This is a genomic window from Adlercreutzia murintestinalis, assembly GCF_943192905.1.
Lineage (GTDB): Bacteria > Actinomycetota > Coriobacteriia > Coriobacteriales > Eggerthellaceae > Adlercreutzia_A > Adlercreutzia_A murintestinalis.
The window spans coordinates 1-17,036 of the sequence record NZ_CALPCC010000030.1 but is presented as its reverse complement, the minus strand read 5'-3'; the positions used below and the strand labels follow the sequence as shown (position 1 = coordinate 17,036).

Below are 17,036 nucleotides of genomic sequence, written 5' to 3'. Positions count from 1 at the left end.
TACCGCTTCCTTCTTCGGGTCATATCGAACACCTTTCACCCTTAACTTGGTGTCCGATTTACCTTACCCTCTCCAAAGTCTAGCGGCCTAGGTTTGTCCAAGAAAACGTCCACGCCTCCAAAGGTCGCATTAACTATGAATATTTACCCCTTTTCCACAATTGGCAATTCGCGCCGGAGGGCGAGTCAAGGCTGAAAACGGTCGCCCGCATTGCCTCCTATAGTAAAGAATTGGGCCGATTTCTTTACTATGGATGCGCAAGAAGGCCTATAGATAAAAAGGATTTTACTAAGCGGCCGCTTTCCGGTTCCTTAATAAGATTTTGGCCCCATTTCTTTACTAACTCCGCTGAAGCTCTACTCCGTGCCCACTTCAAGAATATCCATGTAGCGTTTGAACTCGAATTTCTTATTGCGCGTTTGGTGCGGCGTGGCATCGAGCACAATCCCCATGTCAAGGAATCTATTCACCAGCACTCCGGCAGTTGGCGGCGACACCTTGAGCGCGTGGGCGATCTCGGTTCTGGTCATACGGGGCGTAATGAACAACTGATCGAGCAGCTGGCGAGAACTGGATGCCACCTGTGCTTCAAGCTGGTTGATCATGGCTGTCATACCCTCGCGCAAGGTATCTATCTCCTTCGCCGAAGATGAGGCCTCGTCCGATATCTCCACGATGCCTCGTAGAAAGAATTTGACCCATTCTTCCCACTGCCCTTCAAAACGCACCGCCATCAAGCGGTCATAGTACTCGCTGCGATTCCGCTTGAAGTAGTAGCTGAGATATAGAAGAGGCTGTGACAAGATGCGCTTGTGGCAAAGCCAAAGCGTAATGAGCAGACGACCCATGCGGCCATTGCCATCAAGGAACGGGTGGATCGTCTCAAACTGAGCATGTATGAGCGCGATCTTGATGAGCGGCGGTATTCCATCGTCCTCGTAGAAATAGCGCTCAAGGTCATCAAGGGCCGCGCGCATATCATCCACCGCAGGCGGGATATACACGGCGTTATGCAGCGTGCTGCCTGCTCCGCCGATCCAGTTTTGACTCGTCCGGAATTCACCCGAGACCAAATGGCTTCCTCGCCCCGAAGCCAGCAGCTTCGCATGGATCTCCCTGAGCAGCCGAAGGCTGAGCGGGAACCCGTCGTCGTGCAATCGCTTCAGCCCATGATTCAAGGCGGACACGTAGTTCGTAACTTCCCGAGCGTCAGAAGTCTGCCGCTCTTCCACCTCCAACACTTCAACAAGCGATGCTTGCGTGCCCTCGATCTGCGAACTGATCAGCGCTTCCTTTTTCACATACATGGAAACGAACAGGTCAGGATTAGGAAGCGTTTCGGTGATTCCGTCAAGGCGCCCTAATGCGCGATCGGCCTCGGAGAGCAGGGAGATCATCTCTAGGTCGAATGCTAACGTCGGATCAGTCGGGGGCAGCGGAGTAGGCACAAAGGCCTTATATCCCTCTATCTGCTGCACATAATGACCGGCGCGATCCTTGTCCATGCTTTCTCCTTCATATGCTGTCAGGCGGATGCCATCATCGAGCGGGTGCCATTATCAGGCGAGCGTTGCTGTTGAGCTCGCGCTGCTGTCAGACAGATGCTGCTCTCGGGCGAACGTTGCTGTTTGGCGAGCCTGCCGTTAGACGAGCGCACTCTAGCCTACTCCTTCTTATATAGTAAAAGTATCTGCCATTTTTCTTCTTTAATCAACTTATAGTAAAGAAATGGTCCCATTTCTTTACTATGGATGCGCAAGAAGGCCTATAGATAAAAAGACTTTACTAAGCGGCCGCTTTTCGGTTCCTTAGTAAAATTTTGGCCCCATTTCTTTACTATGGACCGAAGACCGCTTTGCCACTACGCGCCCAAACAGCGCAGCGGAATGACGAATACCCCGTCAGGCCGCCGGTACGCCGCTTCTCCCATGCCGGTGATAACAGCCAAAAAGCCGGGTCGGGCGTGCGCAACTTGAGGAACCGAAAAAACGAACGATTTCCAACCGAGAAAACGAATTTCCCCATCGGACGTGTGCCCTAGTCAAGCTGCACAAGGATGTTGCACCAGTCAAACTTTGTGGTGCACCGATCAAGCTACCCGAGAATGCGCTGCCAAGAAGATGCTCTTGCCTTCTTGCCAAAGATGTTCACTCCCACGATCCATATGACAACGCGCTCACCCATGGCAACGGTCGGGTTAATTCTGGAAGCGCACGGGGCACGGCCGTGTGGGGATCCTATAATTGGGGCATGACTGAATTCACTCACATATCGAATGCCGCTGCATCCACCGAAACGGCTGCCCATGCCGCCGCCACTGCTGCTGCGGATAACGGCGCAACCGCAACCGTCGACACGCCCATCGATGCCGCAGCTACCAGCCCTGACAACGGCGACGCGCCCACCCACATTCGCCTGTTCGGGGCCACGCCCGATTCCATCGTGGACGGACCGGGACTGCGCTACGCTATATTCGTGCAGGGGTGCACGCATGGCTGCCCAGGGTGTCACAACCCAGAAAGCTGGGCGCCCGACGGCGGCACGCTCACCACCATCGACGCCCTCATGGCCGACATCAAGGCATCTGGGCTCACGCAAGGCGTCACGCTCACCGGCGGCGACCCATTCGACCAGGTGGAAACCAGTGCCGAGGTAGCGCGCCGCGTGAAGGAGGCCGGGTTCAACCTGTGGACCTTCACCGGTTATCTCTACGAAGACCTTCTGCGCGAGGCCGAATCGGCTGCATCGGCAGAATCATGCACCCACGCCCGCAGCGGCGCTGGTGCACGCGCCCGCGCTATTCGCGACCTGCTCGCTGCTACCGACGTACTGGTGGACGGCCCATTCATCGAAGGCCAGCGCTCCCTTGAGCTCCAGTGGCGCGGCTCGGCCAACCAGCGCCTGATCGACCTGCCCGCCACTCGCGCGGCCGGGCGCATCGTGGAGTGGCGCGCGCCCACGTTCGACACGCAGAAGCCGGAAAGCTGGTAGGCCATGAATCTCTACGACGCCTTCGACAAGTTCATTCACACCGATTGGATGACCACGGCACTGGGCGTTGTTGCCATTCTGCTGATCACGCTGGTGATTTCGCGCATGGCGGTGGGGCTGCTGCGGCGCATTCTGAAACGCGGTTCGCTACTGCCCACCAGCAGCATCTTCATCAATGTGGTGCGCGTGGGCGTGTGGATCATCGGCGTCAGCTTCATGCTTTCGGTGTGCTTCAACGTGAACGTGAGCGCCATTGTCACGGCGCTGGGCGTTGGCGGCATTGCGGTGTCGCTGGGCTTTCAGGACACCATCTCGAACCTGATCGGCGGCCTGACCGTCAGCGTGTCGCGCATCGTGGAGCCGGGCGACAACATCAAGCTGGGCGCAAGCGGCGTCAGCGGCGTGGTGCGCGACGTCACCTGGCGCCACACCACCATCGACAACCCCGGCGGCACGCGCGTGATCATCCCCAACTCCATCATGAACACCACTGCGCTGCTGAAGCTCACGCCCATCGAGAACGTGTCCATCCCCATTGAAGTGACCGACAGCGAGCAGCGACTGACCTCGGTGGCGCACCACATGGAAGACGCGGCGCAGAAGGCGCTGGCGCGCGTGGACAAGGTCAAGCACGGGCCCAGTGTGTCGTTCACTGAGATCACTGCGAACGGGTTCAAAGGGTCGCTTTCGTTCACGCTGAGCGATGCGTCGAAGATCTCGGCTGCTACCGATGCCGCCATTCGCGCTATCGCGCCGTACGCGCATGCCCACCCGGTGGAGCAGATGTTGGGCACTATTGAGCAGGAGTTCTTGGAAGAGCACGGGCTGTCCACGAATGCTGCGGAGGCAACCGTGTTCGCCGATATTGGTGCCACCGAGGTGGTGCCCACTGCTGACCCGAGCGTATCAGGCCAGATCAAAGCAGTGGAAAGCGAAGAGGGGTCGGCTATTGCCGCGAAGGCGGGGGCGGCGCCCATCGGGGTGCCTCTTGCGCAGGACGCGGAAGGTGCGGAAGGACCGGAGGGCGCGACGGGCGCAGAGGGTGCGGAAAATGCGCAGAACTCAAAAAGTGCGAAGGTCGCAGAAGGGGCGGAAGACGGGTCGACGGTGGTGGCAAAATCGTCGACGAATCGAGCGAGAAGAAAAGTTCCGCCCCAACCTTCAGGATGAACCCACCTGACTAGGTGGGTGCCCGCAGCTGGCTTCCTGGCTTTCGCATCAACGGATGCGAATCCCCATTCCACCTGCAATCTAGGACTCCCTGGTTGTTTGCATCGGTCCATCGCAAAAACAGGCGGAGCGGAACCTGATATGAGTATACGATACGCAAGACGCCTCCGCTGCCCCCGCGCAGAGAAAACATGTAGCCATTCCGTAGACTTCGTTTTGCAAGCTTTTGGCGCTCCACGAACTCCATTTCAACAGGGTCTCTCCATAAAGTCTTTTCCTGGGGTCTTTCCACGGGGTCCTTCCCTAGAGCCTTTCCATAGGGTCCCATTCCCACAGATAGCCATTCCGTCCGCCCCGATACGACTTTCAACATGTTTCACGTGAAACATTCTTCGGTCATTTCTATTTGCGACTAGCATTCCCGGCAAAAAAGCCTTATGATCAGTTGTAATACATATTACACAAAGGAGTTGCCATGGCTGATTCTCTGATAAGCGCTCGCGTGCCGAAAGCGAAGCGAGATGCCGTTGCTAACGTGCTCGCGTCGTTGGGCTCCAGCACGACCGAGCTGGTCAACCGAGCGTTCGACTACGTGCTTGCCGAAAAGAAGCTGCCGGAGATCAAGGCGGCTGACGACTGCAGCGCGAACAACGATGACTTCTCTGCTTTCGTCAGTAGAACCACGTTCGATATCCCTTGGGCCACAGATGGCAGCGTAGCGGCAGACACCACTGCGCCAGACAGCGCCGCAAACTACAAAGATATCATCAGCGCTGGGAGACAGGCGGATTATGAACGTCTTGCTTGATACCTGCGTAGTCATAGATTACCTAGGACGCAAAGAGCCGTTCTTCCATGATGCCGAGCTGATAATGGCCGCTGGGTTCTTCCGCGATGTGAAGTTATGGACAACAGGGCAAGCACTCAACGATGCGTTCTATGTGCTGAGGAAGTACCTCCCGGCCGATCAGATCCAGCAGGCCATTGTGGAGCTACTGGAGGTGATAACGCCGGTGACGTTGGCGCCCGATGATTATCAGCGGGCAGCCCGTCAGAACTGGGATGATTTTGAAGATTGCCTTGTGGCTTTGTGCGCCCAGAAGGCCCGCGCGGACTATCTGATCACCCGCGACGCGAGCGGCTTTACCCGCTCTTCGGTTCCTCCCATTAGCCCCGCCGACTGGCTTGCGCTCATGCGCACGCAAAAGAATCTGACCTACTCCGTCGTCTCTTTGGAGGACTGAGCCAAAGCAAAAGGCCGCCGCGTAACTGTTTCACGTGAAACATGTTGAAATCCAGAACGCTCGAACGCCCAACAACCACCGCCCAACCAAACATAGCTGCGCCATAGACTGTTTCACGTGAAACATGTTCACGCGAAATGCGAAGGTTTCTCGCAAAGCGCAAAGGCCCCTTTGCTTCGTGTGGTCTTGCGCGAAGCACGAAAGCTCCCTCGTTTCACACGGTTGTTTCACGTGAAACAGTCTTCTGAAACCGCAGCCGTTAGCGTTAGCTTTAGCTGGTGGTCTGCTGGCTGGAGCTGCTGCTACCGCTGCTCTCGGGGCCCGTGGACACCGTGATGGTCACCGTTGCGCCCTTCTTAGCACTGGAACCCGCATTCGGGCTCTGGCTGATCACGTTGCCATCGGCCACCGTGCTCGAGTGCGCCGTGGTCACGTTGACACTGAAGCCAGCATTCTGCAACGTGCTGCGCGCAGCTGCTTCGTTGAAGCCCACCACGCTGGGCACATTCGTCGAACTGATACCCGAGCTGATCACGTACGTTACCGACGAACCCTTGTCCACCTTCGTGCCCGCCGACGGACTCTGCCTGATGATGCAGTTGGCCGCCACGTTGTCGCTGGCCTCGCTGCCGCTCTGTGACAGCGTCAGCCCGACACCCTCGACCTTCTGGCGCGCAGCCTCTAGGCTCAGGCCCTCAATGCTGGGCACGCTCACCTGCTCGGCGCCCTTCGACACCACGATGCTCACCGCTGAACCCTGGTCGGCCTTGCCCTTGCCCACCGGCGTTTGGCTGATCACCTTGCCCGCCTCCACGGTGTCACTGGCCTCCTCGGTCACATTGCCCAGCGTGAAACCAGCAGCCACCAAAGCACGCTCAGCCTCAGACTCGGTCATGCCGGTCACATCCGGCACCTCTATCTGTTCGGTGCCCTTCGACACCTGCAACTTGATCTCTTCGCCCTTCGGCGCCATGGTGCCGCCCTTCGGGTTCTGGCTGATCACCTGACCGGCTGGTACGTTAGTGTCGTAGACGTATTCGACGTTGCTATCCACCTTGAACCCGGCGTCCTCGATCACCTGAATGGCCTGCACTCGGTCCTGACCGACCACATTGGGCACCTCGGCCTGTTCGCCCTTGCTGGCGAACACCGTGGTCATCAGAATGGCCACCACCGCAATAGCCACCACCGCGCACACCGCGATGATGGCAGCCTTCTTCTTATTGCCTCCCGCATCCGGGCTGCTCGCGCCGCTCGCACGATAGCCGCCCGCCGCATGGCTACCACCCGCCGCGTGCGACCCTGCACCCGCGCGCGTGACCGGCATGACCTGCGTGCTGTCGATGCCCGGCGCGCCCGCCGCGGCGCCAATAGGTGCAATAACGCTGGTCTGCGCGCTGGTGAACCCATCGCGATTGAACGGCCGCCCGGCCAAAAAGTCGCTCAGCGCTTGCCGCATATCGTTCGCGGTGGCAAACCGCTGACCCGGCTCCTTTTCCATGGCCGTCAGGATGATGTCCTCGAACTCCGGCGAAATATCCGGATTGATCTCGCGCGGCGTCGGCGGGAAATCCTGCACCTGCATGAGCGCCACGCTCACCGCATCCGGCCCGTCGAAGGGCAGCGTGCCGGTGGCGGCCTCATAGAGCACCACGCCCAGCGAGTAGATATCGCTGGCCGCCGTCAGGTCCTTGCCCTGCGCCTGCTCGGGACTGATGTAGTGCGCTGTGCCCAGCACGGTTTGCGTCTTGTCGCTGTTGGAGTTCTTCGCGCGCGCAATGCCGAAGTCCATGACCTTCACGTTGCCGTCCGGCTGCACCATGATGTTCTGCGGTTTCACGTCGCGGTGGATGATATCCTGCGAATGCGCCACCGACAGCGCCTGACACACCTGCACGCCAATCTCGGCCACCTTGCGCTGGTTGATGGCACCGCGCTGCTCGATGGCCGTTTTCAGGTCGGACCCGCGCACGTATTCCATCACGATGTAATAGGTGCCGTCATCGAAGCCCCAGTCGTACACGTTCACGATGTACGGGCTTTGCAGATTGGCAGCCGCAGCGGCTTCCTGTTTGAAGCGGCGCGCGAAATCGGGATCGTCGGCGAACTGCGGCAGCATCACCTTCACAGCAACAGTGCGCCCCAGCACATTGTCAAGCGCACTGTAGACCTCGGCCATACCGCCGATGCCGATGCGCTCCCCTATCTCGTACCGGCTGTTGAAGATCTTGCCGGTCATGGGTCCTGTTCCGCTCACGATAACTCCTTTTGGTTCATTTCATCTGCGTTTATAGCAGGAGTCGTCATAGGTTTAGCCATTATACTCCCCCCACTGCTCTCCTGCATCGCACATCGTGCATCTTTCAGCGTGCCGTGCACTTGCCTCCGCGCCCTTCCTTCAAAAGTGCGTGCCTTCGCAAAGTACCCCGCATTCCCCGACACGGCGTCGTGCCCTTCTCTACAGCGTGCCTTGCACTTCCAGCGCGGTGCGAATGACCGACTGAGCCTGCGCCGCAGCCGACGTGCGACTGCCCGCCTCTTCGATCATCAGTGCCACCACCAGGTTGCAGGCGCCATCCGCATCGGCCACGCCCACGAACCAGCTATCGTTCTCCTTGCCCTCATGCTCGGCGGTGCCCGTCTTGCCCGCCACGGTCACGCCCGGCACTGCAGCCGCCGCGCCGGTGCCGTTGGCCACCACGCCCTTCATCGCCGCCAGCACATCATCGGCAACCTGCTGCGTCGTTGCGCGCATCAGCGGCGTGGGAGATGCCGTATAGCTGCGTGCGCCGCTGGCGTTGTAAATGCCTTCCACCAGGTAGGGCTGCATGATCTGACCGCCATTGGCCATAGCGCTTCCCACCATGGCCATCTCGAGCACCGTGGCCTGCGGGCCAGCCGGGCTCTCGTGCTCGCCCACCGGCTCGCCAGCCGCCGCCCATGCGGTCTCCCACGTGGTCATTTCCTGCGGGTCGGGCATCAGGCTTGTTGCCAGCGGCAAGTCGAACTCCACCGGCGCGTTGAACCCGAACGCCTTCGCCGCTGCTACCAGTCGCTCAGAGCCCAGCTCCACGCCCATCTGCGCGAACACGGTGTTCGCGGACAGCTCGAAGGCGCGCCGCACCGTGACCGTGCCGTAGCTGCGCTCGTGCATGTTGGTCACCGGCGCGTTGCCGATGTCCATCTCGCCGGGCGCGTCGTATTGGGAATCGTCGGTGCATACGCCGTCTTCCAGCGCACCCGCCAGCGTTACCATCTTGAAGGTGGAACCCGGCGCGTACAGCGCCTGCGTGGCGCGATTCAGCAACTCGGAGGACCCCTCACTGGAATTCGCGATCACGTTCTCCACGTCCGCCGCATCGTAGGTGGGCGAAGACGCCAGCGCGAACACGGCGCCGGTCTGCGGGTCCATGACCACGCATGCGCCCCGCTCCCCCGCAAGCGCGTCCTGCGCCGCCTGCTGGATCTTCGAGTTCAACGTCAGCGTCACGTCGTTGCCCGGCTGCGCGATGCCCGCCAGCGAGTTCATCACATCGGTCCAGCTGGCGTAGTTCTCGCTTCCTTTGAGCGTGTCGTTGCACTCGGCCTCGATGCCCGCGGTGCCGTACGTGCCGGAGTAATAGCCCACCACGTGCGCCGCCAGCGTGCCCGCCGGATACACCCGCTCATACGTGCCATCGGGCTGCTCCACCGACTGCGCCAGCACCACCCCGTCGTACGTGGAAATGGTGCCGCGCTCGCTTTGCGCTTCCTTGGCCATGGTGTGGCTGTTGCCGGGCATGTTCTGGTACGCCTCGGCATTGATGACCATGATGTAGGTGAGGTTCGCGACCAGCGCCGCGAACAGCACGCTGAAGAAGATCAGCGCGAACGTGATGTTCTTGCCCAGCGCCACGCGCCCCAGCACGCTATTCGACGAATGCCGCGACCGCGTGATGGCCGAGGTCATCTCAACGTCAGAGCCGGTGCCCGCATCGCCCGCGCGCAGCAGCAACGCCACGATGATGAACCCGGCCAACAAGCTTGAGCCGCCCTGGCTGATGAAAGGCAACGTGATGCCCGTCAGCGGGATCAGCCGCGTCACGCCGCCCACGATGATGAACGCCTGCAAGATGACGATGCTGGTGGCGCCCACCGCCGCGAACGAGCTGACGTCGCTCTTCGCGCGCGCCGCCGTCAGCATGCCGCGAATGGCGAAGCACAGATACAGCAACAACACGCCCGCCGCGCCCAACAGCCCGCATTCCTCGCCAATGGCGCTGAAGATGAAGTCGCTTTCCGCATACGGGATGATATCGGCCATGCCGCGCCCGATGCCCACACCGAACATGCCACCATCGGCCAGCGAGTACAGACTCTGCACGATCTGATAGCCCTTGTTCTGCGCGTCCGCGAACGGATCGAGCCATACATCAACGCGCACGCGCACGTGATCGAACATGAAGAACAGCGCCACCGCCGCAACCGCCGCCAGCAGCAGTCCCACCACCACGTATTGCACCTTCCCCGTGGCAACGTAGAGCATCACCAAGAACACCGCGAACAGTACGAGCGCGCTGCCCAGGTCCTTTTCCAGCACGACGATCAAAAACGCCAACGCCCACATGGCCAAAAGCGGCACCAATGTGGACAGCGATGGCAGCCGCACCGGCCCTACCTTCCACGTGAACACCGACAGCATCTCACGATTCTGCGCCAGATACCCCGCCAGGAAAACGACGATGCATATCTTCGCCAGCTCGCCGGGCTGGAACGAGAACCCCCCGACCGACAGCCACAGGCGACTGCCGTTGATCTCGATGCCCACCACCGGTAGCATCGGCGAGAGCAGCAGCAGCACGCCCACGATCATGAAGGTGTACTTGTAATTGGCCAGCTTATCCAGATTGCGCACCACCACCAGCACGATGATCATGGCCGCAACGCCAGCGAACATCCACATCAGTTGGCGCATGGCCAGATCGGGCACCAGTCGCGTCACGAACGCGATGCCGATGCCCGAAAGCGCGAACGTGATGGGCAGCAGCGCCGGGTCGGCGTTCGGCGTCAGCTTGCGCACCGCGAAATGCGCGATGAGGAACACCACGAAGATGCCGATGGGCACGCCCAGCGTGTTGAATGAGAGCGTCTGGCCCCCCGTGACCACCAGCATAGCGAACAGCACGATCACGATGGGCGCGGCCACAATCAGCAGCAACAGCTCCATATTGCGTCGTGTCATGTGGCGGCTCCCGAGGTAGGCTCTGGTGAAGCGTCGCCTGCTGCGGCCGGGTCAGTGCTGGCAGCGTCGCCTGCAGCCGCACCACCTGCGGCTGGGTCAGCGCCTGCCGCGGCCGCGCTACTTGAGGATGCGCCACCACCCGCCACATCGCCTTGCGGTACCGCCGATTTCTGCGAATCGAACAGATCGAGCCGATACTGCTCGATGAGCCCATGCGCCGCATCCAGCGAATCGCAGCGAATATCGTGGTTGCGAACGCGGTTCGCCACGCCCGGCTGCAGGCCGTCCACCGGCACGTCGGTCACTTCGCGCAAATCGCTAAAGCTCACGCCGAACACGTCGCCGGGAATGCCTTGGTACACGGCCACCCGACCGTCCACCTCGCCCAAGTACGCCGCCGTACCGATCCAGGCGTTGAAGCCCACGAAGGCCCCCACGAAGGCCAGCACCACCAAAGCGGCCACCACGGTCATGGTTATCTTGGTCTTGCGCGCCAGCTTGCGGTGCCGCGCGGCGGCGTCTCCGGTCACGTCCACCACGATGGTGGTCACATTGTCGTGACCGCCCGCATCCACCGCAGCTTCCGCCAGCATGTCCGCAGCCGCCTGCGCGTCAGGGCACATATCCAGAATGCGCTCGATCTGCGCATCGTCGATCATGCTGTACAGGCCATCGCTGCACAGCAGCAACCGATCGCCTTCGTCCACATTCATTTCGTAGAGGTCGCACTGCATGCGCGGATCGCTGCCCAGCGCCCGCGTGATCACCGACCGGTTCGGATGCGTGCGCGCCTCTTGCGCGGTGATCTGCCCCGACTCCACTAGGTCAGCCACCAGACTATGATCGCGCGTGAGCTGTTGCATGCGGCCACCGTGCAGCAGATACGCGCGCGAATCGCCCACCTGCGCGATGACCAGCCGCGTGCCCTCCAGCATGGCTGCCGTGCACGTGGTTCCCATGCCTTCGCGCCCGATCCCATGAGCCGCCGCGCGAATGATGGCCAGGTTGGCCTCTTCCACCGCCTGACCCAGCTGCTCGGCATCCACCGTCACCGGCGCACGCTGCGCGATGACGTCCACTGCCATCTCCGAAGCCACCTCGCCCGCTGCATGGCCCCCCATGCCGTCGCACACCACATACAGCGGCGGCTGCACGATCAGGCTATCCTCGTTGTGCTCGCGCACCCGACCTACATCGGTGCGGCTACCGAACGTGCGGTGCTCTTGTGTGCTCAGCGCGCTCATCATTCGTACCTCACACGCATGGCCACATCGCCCACGTTCACTACATCGCCATTGCGCAGCGCCTGCGGCTCGCTGACCGGCTCACCGTTCACCAGCGTGCCGTTCGTGGATCCCATATCTTCCACGAACAGGTTCTTGCCCATCAGCTGGAACTTCGCATGGCGCCCCGACACATACCCTGCCGCGATCACGATGTCAGCCTGCGGCGAGCGCCCTACGATGATGGGGCCATCAACTTCCATTTGCACGCCGCGCAGCTCTTTCGGGCCGCGCTCGACCGCCACGCTCCACGAGTGGGCCTTCTTGCGCGTGCCGCGCACCTGGCTGATGCCCGTGCGCATAATGGCGAAGAGAAACAGATACAGCAGCGCCACGAACAGGAGGCGCGCTATCAGCAATATGATGTCGATCACTCGGCAGCGCCCCTATGATAGAAGTTGGAATTCAAGCTCGGAGGTGCCCAGCGTGATCATGTCGGCATCGCGCAGCGGCGCGGTCTTCACCTGACGCCCGTTCACGTACACGCCGTTGGTGGAACCCAGGTCGGTGATGACCCAGGTGCCGTTCGGCTCGCGGCGAATCTCGGCATGCACGCGCGACACGTTGATGTCGGGCACCACGATATCGTTGGCCGATTCACGCCCGATATGCTCGGCGCGGCCGGTCAACTGGTAAGCGCGGTCGCGTTGTTCGTCATAGAGGTAAACCTCCATGCCGCCCGTGGAGGCCGGAGCCTGTGCGCTTGCAGCAGGCACCGCGTTCATCACCGTGGTGCGCGGCGCATCGGCATAGCCGTCGTCAAAGCCGCCATCGGGCTCGTCGGCGTAATCGTCGTAACCGTCATACCCGTCGTAGTAGTCGTCTTCGAAGCCATTGTCCACCACTGGCGGCACGTATCCGCGCGCCTGCTTGACCGATGGCCGTGCGCTGCGCGGCATGGCGCCCGCACCCGGCGAAGCCCCAACCCCCGGCATGGCACCGGCGCCCGGCAAGGGAGCCTGCGCCTGCGCTGCCGCAGCACCCGCACCCATGGCACCCGGGTGCCCCATGCCATGCATGGGCGCCTGCTGGGCGGCGCGTGGCATGGGTGCTGGCTGAGGTGCCCGCGACACAGCCGCACGGGGCCCAGCCGCCGGAGCCGCCAACCCGTAGCGCTGCAATTCCTCATTGCGCAGACGCGCAACGATGGGCGCCGCCACCATTTCAGCGACCACATCGAACTTACCGCGCTTCAACTCCGGATCAGCCAAGAAACGCACCAGCGGCTGCCCGTCCATGTCGAGCCCCATCTCGTTGGCCTTCGCCATCAGATAGGTTTCCACCTCACCGGCAAGCGTGGGATAGTATCCGAACAAGCGCGCATCGTCTTCCTGACTGACCAGCACGGTGTACAGCGTTGGCGCGTATTGCACGCCCGCGCCCACGATCTTCTCGCGGCGCATCTGCTTTTCGGCCTTCTTGGTTATCTGCACAGGAGACAGCGACGAGCCGCCGAAACCGGAGGCCATTCCCTCAACGGTATCTTCCATCTTCCCTTCGAACTTTGAAAGGAAACCCATGCGGATACTCCTTGCACGCGCGCGTACATGAAAACATAATTCTCTATATAATGCCATAAATAAGCCGTCGAACCAATCGGAGGAACCATGTATAAGAAAGTGCTCGTGCCCTACGACGATTCCGAACACGCCAAGAACGCACTGCGCAACGCACTTGATTTGGTGCGCGGGACCGACGGCGAGATAACCGTGCTGAACGTGGTGGAGTGGCGCGACTACAACGCGGAAACGTTCAAGATCGCCAGCCGCATGGCCGGTGTGGCGGTTGATGACCTGGATATGGGCGCCATCGGCACGCTGAACGATACGGCCGAGCGCGAAGAGATAACGCGGCTTGAGCAGAGCATCGCCGAGTTGGTGGGTGCCGACGACCGGGTGAGCGTGGCTGTGGTCAACGGTAGCCCGCATGACTCCATCGTTGACTTCGCACGCGACAACGACTTCGACTGCATTGCCATGGGGCATCGCGGCATGGGCGTCATCCGCGGCATGCTGGGTTCGGTGTGCTATTCGGTGTTGCAAAAGGCCACCGTACCTGTGCTGGTCGTGAAGTGACGCAGCGCAACGGACGGGTGATGTGAAGCTGAAGCGGCCGGTACGCATACTGCGCGATGTCGTAGCATTCGTGCTGGCAGCAGCGGTGGGGCTGGTGCCCATCGCTGCGGTGCACAGCTGCGCAGAGCCCGCAGCCGCACAGGCGCACCCCCTGTTCTCAACCGGAAGCTCTGCGGGGCAGAGTTCCGCAGAATCGGACAGCGCCGCAGATGATGCAACAACGGAGAGCCTCGCTGCAACGGGCGCATCTGACACGAGCACAACGTCTGCAGATGAAAGCAGTGCCGTAGCTTCTGCCAAAGCCAGTGCAGCGATTCAGGCGACGTATACCCTTGAAGACCTGTTCCCCTCAGACCAGCTTCCCCGCGCGTTCTCGCTCACGAACGGAGATCTAGCAACCAGCGTGAAGTTGCAAAACCCGTGGGGTGCCTGCTGGGCGTTCGCCATTGCCTCGGCGGTGGAAAGCAGCATCTTGGAAGCGCAGGCGCGCGAGGATGGCACCTTCGCCGAGCGCATCCAGGCGGGGGTGGACGTGGTGCCGAAGCTGTCCGGCCTGACCGATCAGGTGGATATCTCCGAGCGGGCCATCGCGTGGCTCTCGCACGAGCTGCAAACCGAAGAGAGCGCTGGTGCGCAGGCGGGCGAAGGCCTCTATCGGGTGGATGCGAACGATCCTGCCACGCAACTTGCGGGCGGCAACTTCTCTATCGTGGAGGCGGCGCTGGCAGCGCGGCAGGGCCTGGTGTCCGAGACGGCAGCCCCCTATCAATACAACGGATACAGCACAGGAGCCACGCCGTGGTTCACCACGGGCACAGGCGGTGTTGATGCGCGCGCCTTCGACTGGTCGGTGGACGATGGGCTGCGCACCACCAATGACGTGGGCTGGTACGTCAGCGGCATTTTGGAACTGCCCACTCCCGCCGTAAGCGAATACGATGTGCAGGCGGGCGCGTACCGCTACGTGGGCTACGACGCTGACGCCACCCGACAGATCAAGCAGGCGCTGGTGGAAGTGGGCGCGGTGTCCATATCGCTGGAAGCCGAAACCTCACTGCCCGGCCAGGCGCGCCAAAGCGACCACTTCGACTACGGCACGTGGAGCCAGTATGACGCCGCCGATGACGTGTTCACCAACCACGCAGTATCCATCGTGGGCTGGGACGACACCTACAGCAAGGACAACTTCGGGGGCACCGCGAGCGGGCGGCCCGCCTCCGATGGTGCGTGGCTGTGCAAGAACAACTGGGGGAGCGACGCCCTGTATGCCGCGCTGGGCGGCAGCGCGCAGGCCACGCATTGGGGACTTGAAAGCGATGCGGGTGCCAGCGGGCTGTTCTGGCTGTCGTATCATGACCACACCATCACCTCCCCGGTGGCCTTCCAGGTAACGCGTAACGATGCGAGCCACGACACGCTGTACCAGCATGACTACCTGGGCATGTCCGAGTATTCCGAACCCGCCAGCTACGAGGGAACCGTGCTCGTGGGCAACATGTTCACCGCACAGAGCACCGAGCTGTTGCGCGCCGTGACCGCGCAAACGTTCCGCGCGAACGAGCAGGTGGAGTGCTGGGTGTACCTGATGCCCGCCGAAGGCGACGACGGGTGGGAAGCGGCCTACGCGACCGAAACGTTCGACACAGCGGGGTTCCACACGCTGATGTTGGACTCGCCGGTGCTGGTAGCCGAAGGGCAACGCTTCTTGGTGGTGCAGCGCGTGCACGCGAACATTCAGATGAACGGGCGCGCAAAGGATGCAAGCTACCTCAACCTGGAGCTGGCATTCGCCGAGCCGCCCGATGGCGGGCAGCTGGTGGAGACCATGGCCGCGGTGAAGTCGAACCCGGGCGAGACGTACGTGGCTTTGAGCGATGACGTCAGCCAGTGGATGAGCCTTGAGGACTTCAACACCTGGTACCAGGACGTGCGCGCGCAGACCGGCGGCGCCAACGTGACGTACGGCAACGCCCTGGTGAAGGCCCTGACCGACGTCACGTCCATGGCGGACGACGAGCACGTCTACGAGTTGGTGCCGCTTTCGTAGATGGTGCAGCGCGCATATGTCCCGCTGAGCTGATCATACCACCCGATGACGAAGCATGGATGACCAGGCTGGTCGCAGGGTCATCTGGATTGACAATCAACCGTATAATGCTGCCTGGTCGTGCAACACCAACCAAGGAGGACATATGCGCTACGAGATCGTGGGGGGTTCGTTCCCGGCGGTGATCTGCCACCTGGAACAGGGCGAGCAGATGAAGACCGAGAAAGGTTCCATGGTATGGATGGATCCGGTCATGAACATGGAAACCACCGGCGGCGGCGTGGGCAAGATGTTCTCCAAGATGTTCTCTGGCGAATCTATGTTCCAGAACATCTACACTGCCACGGCGCCCGGCATGATCGCATTTGGGTCCAGCTTCCCGGGACGCATCATCCCGCTTCAAATAGCGCCCGGTCAGGGCTTCATCGCGCAGAAGATGTCGTTTCTGGCCTCAGAGATGAGCGTTGATCTGTCCATTCATTTCAACCAGAAGATCGGTGGCGGCTTCTTCGGCGGCGAGGGCTTTATCATGCAGCGGCTGAGCGGCCAGGGCATTGCGTTTCTGGAGTGCGACGGCGACTTAATGCAGTACGAGCTGGCGGCTGGCCAGAGCATGCTGGTGGATACCGGCAACGTGCTGGGCTTCACCGAGGGCATGACGCTTGAGGTTGAGCGCATTCATGGCGCGAAGAACATCGTGCTGGGTGGCGAAGGGCTGTTCAATACGAAGATCACCGGGCCGGGCACGCTGTGGCTGCAAACGATGCCGCTGGCCACGCTGGCGAACTCCATTGCCGCGCACCTGCCCGTTTCTAACTAAGAGCTGAACGAAGCGCCGAGGTAAGGAGCGAATCTTGCGGCGCACCCAAGGCTGAACGGCGCGGCGCGCGCCCGCAGGAGGCAGAGCGCCCCATACATGCAAACAGGCGGGTTAATTCTCAAAAAGTGTGTCCGGAATGGCCAACAATTCCCAGATCACGATGGGAAAACCATGGCTAAAAGTTG

Annotated in this window: 13 protein-coding genes; 7 read left to right on the top strand and 6 right to left on the bottom strand. The window is 61.2% G+C overall.

The annotated features are described in order from the left end of the window. Nucleotides 1-356: 356 nt before the first annotated feature. The gene (locus tag NFR19_RS08475; RefSeq protein ID WP_251213358.1) at nt 357-1,505 is read right to left on the bottom strand and encodes a Fic family protein; all 1,149 of its coding nucleotides are present in this window, start codon (nt 1,503-1,505) and stop codon (nt 357-359) included. Between the two features lie 745 nt (nt 1,506-2,250). Between NFR19_RS08475 and NFR19_RS08470 the strand changes: the two genes are divergently transcribed. From NFR19_RS08470 to NFR19_RS08455, 4 genes are all read left to right on the top strand, one after another. Then, nucleotides 2,251-2,991: a 4Fe-4S single cluster domain-containing protein gene (locus NFR19_RS08470; RefSeq protein WP_251213357.1), complete on the top strand. Its 741-nt coding sequence runs from the start codon at nt 2,251-2,253 to the stop codon at nt 2,989-2,991. Between the two features lie 3 nt (nt 2,992-2,994). Beyond that, a complete protein-coding gene (locus tag NFR19_RS08465) occupies nt 2,995-4,161 on the top strand; it encodes a mechanosensitive ion channel family protein (RefSeq protein ID WP_251213356.1) in 1,167 nt (388 codons plus the stop codon). Nucleotides 4,162-4,636: 475 nt separating this feature from the next. Beyond that, nucleotides 4,637-4,969: a hypothetical protein gene (locus tag NFR19_RS08460; RefSeq protein WP_251213355.1), complete on the top strand. Its 333-nt coding sequence runs from the start codon at nt 4,637-4,639 to the stop codon at nt 4,967-4,969. Further along, the gene (locus tag NFR19_RS08455; protein ID WP_251213354.1) at nt 4,953-5,405 is read left to right on the top strand and encodes a type II toxin-antitoxin system VapC family toxin; all 453 of its coding nucleotides are present in this window, start codon (nt 4,953-4,955) and stop codon (nt 5,403-5,405) included. The genes NFR19_RS08460 and NFR19_RS08455 overlap by 17 nt, the downstream gene beginning before the upstream one ends. Before the next feature lie 271 nt (nt 5,406-5,676). Here the strand turns inward: NFR19_RS08455 and pknB are convergent, their stop codons facing one another. The 5 genes from pknB to NFR19_RS08430 all read right to left on the bottom strand — a co-directional run bounded on the left by pknB (nt 5,677) and on the right by NFR19_RS08430 (nt 13,429). Continuing rightward, nucleotides 5,677-7,662, bottom strand: a complete 1,986-nt coding sequence (pknB, locus tag NFR19_RS08450; protein WP_251213353.1) for a Stk1 family PASTA domain-containing Ser/Thr kinase — start codon at nt 7,660-7,662, stop codon at nt 5,677-5,679. Nucleotides 7,663-7,863: 201 nt separating this feature from the next. Next, on the bottom strand, nt 7,864-10,626 hold the full coding sequence (locus NFR19_RS08445; protein WP_251213352.1) for an FtsW/RodA/SpoVE family cell cycle protein: 2,763 nt from the start codon (nt 10,624-10,626) through the stop codon (nt 7,864-7,866). After that, entirely contained in the window at nt 10,623-11,873 is a 1,251-nt protein-coding gene (locus NFR19_RS08440) for a Stp1/IreP family PP2C-type Ser/Thr phosphatase (protein WP_251213351.1), read from the bottom strand. The genes NFR19_RS08445 and NFR19_RS08440 overlap by 4 nt, the downstream gene beginning before the upstream one ends. Next, nucleotides 11,870-12,283, bottom strand: a complete 414-nt coding sequence (locus NFR19_RS08435) for an FHA domain-containing protein (RefSeq protein WP_251213350.1) — start codon at nt 12,281-12,283, stop codon at nt 11,870-11,872. The genes NFR19_RS08440 and NFR19_RS08435 overlap by 4 nt, the downstream gene beginning before the upstream one ends. Before the next feature lie 12 nt (nt 12,284-12,295). After that, nucleotides 12,296-13,429: an FHA domain-containing protein gene (locus NFR19_RS08430; RefSeq protein WP_251213349.1), complete on the bottom strand. Its 1,134-nt coding sequence runs from the start codon at nt 13,427-13,429 to the stop codon at nt 12,296-12,298. An 87-nt stretch (nt 13,430-13,516) separates the two neighbouring features. Here NFR19_RS08430 and NFR19_RS08425 point away from each other — a divergent pair, with 87 nt between their 5' ends. The 3 genes from NFR19_RS08425 (at nt 13,517) to NFR19_RS08410 (ending at nt 16,851) form a co-directional block, all read left to right on the top strand. Beyond that, nucleotides 13,517-13,984 (top strand): universal stress protein, encoded by a 468-nt coding sequence (locus tag NFR19_RS08425; RefSeq protein WP_251213348.1) that lies wholly within the window; start codon nt 13,517-13,519, stop codon nt 13,982-13,984. Between the two features lie 22 nt (nt 13,985-14,006). Beyond that, nucleotides 14,007-16,031 (top strand): lectin like domain-containing protein, encoded by a 2,025-nt coding sequence (locus tag NFR19_RS08915; RefSeq protein WP_285813476.1) that lies wholly within the window; start codon nt 14,007-14,009, stop codon nt 16,029-16,031. Between the two features lie 145 nt (nt 16,032-16,176). After that, on the top strand, nt 16,177-16,851 hold the full coding sequence (locus tag NFR19_RS08410) for a TIGR00266 family protein (RefSeq protein ID WP_251213347.1): 675 nt from the start codon (nt 16,177-16,179) through the stop codon (nt 16,849-16,851). Nucleotides 16,852-17,036: the final 185 nt, after the last annotated feature.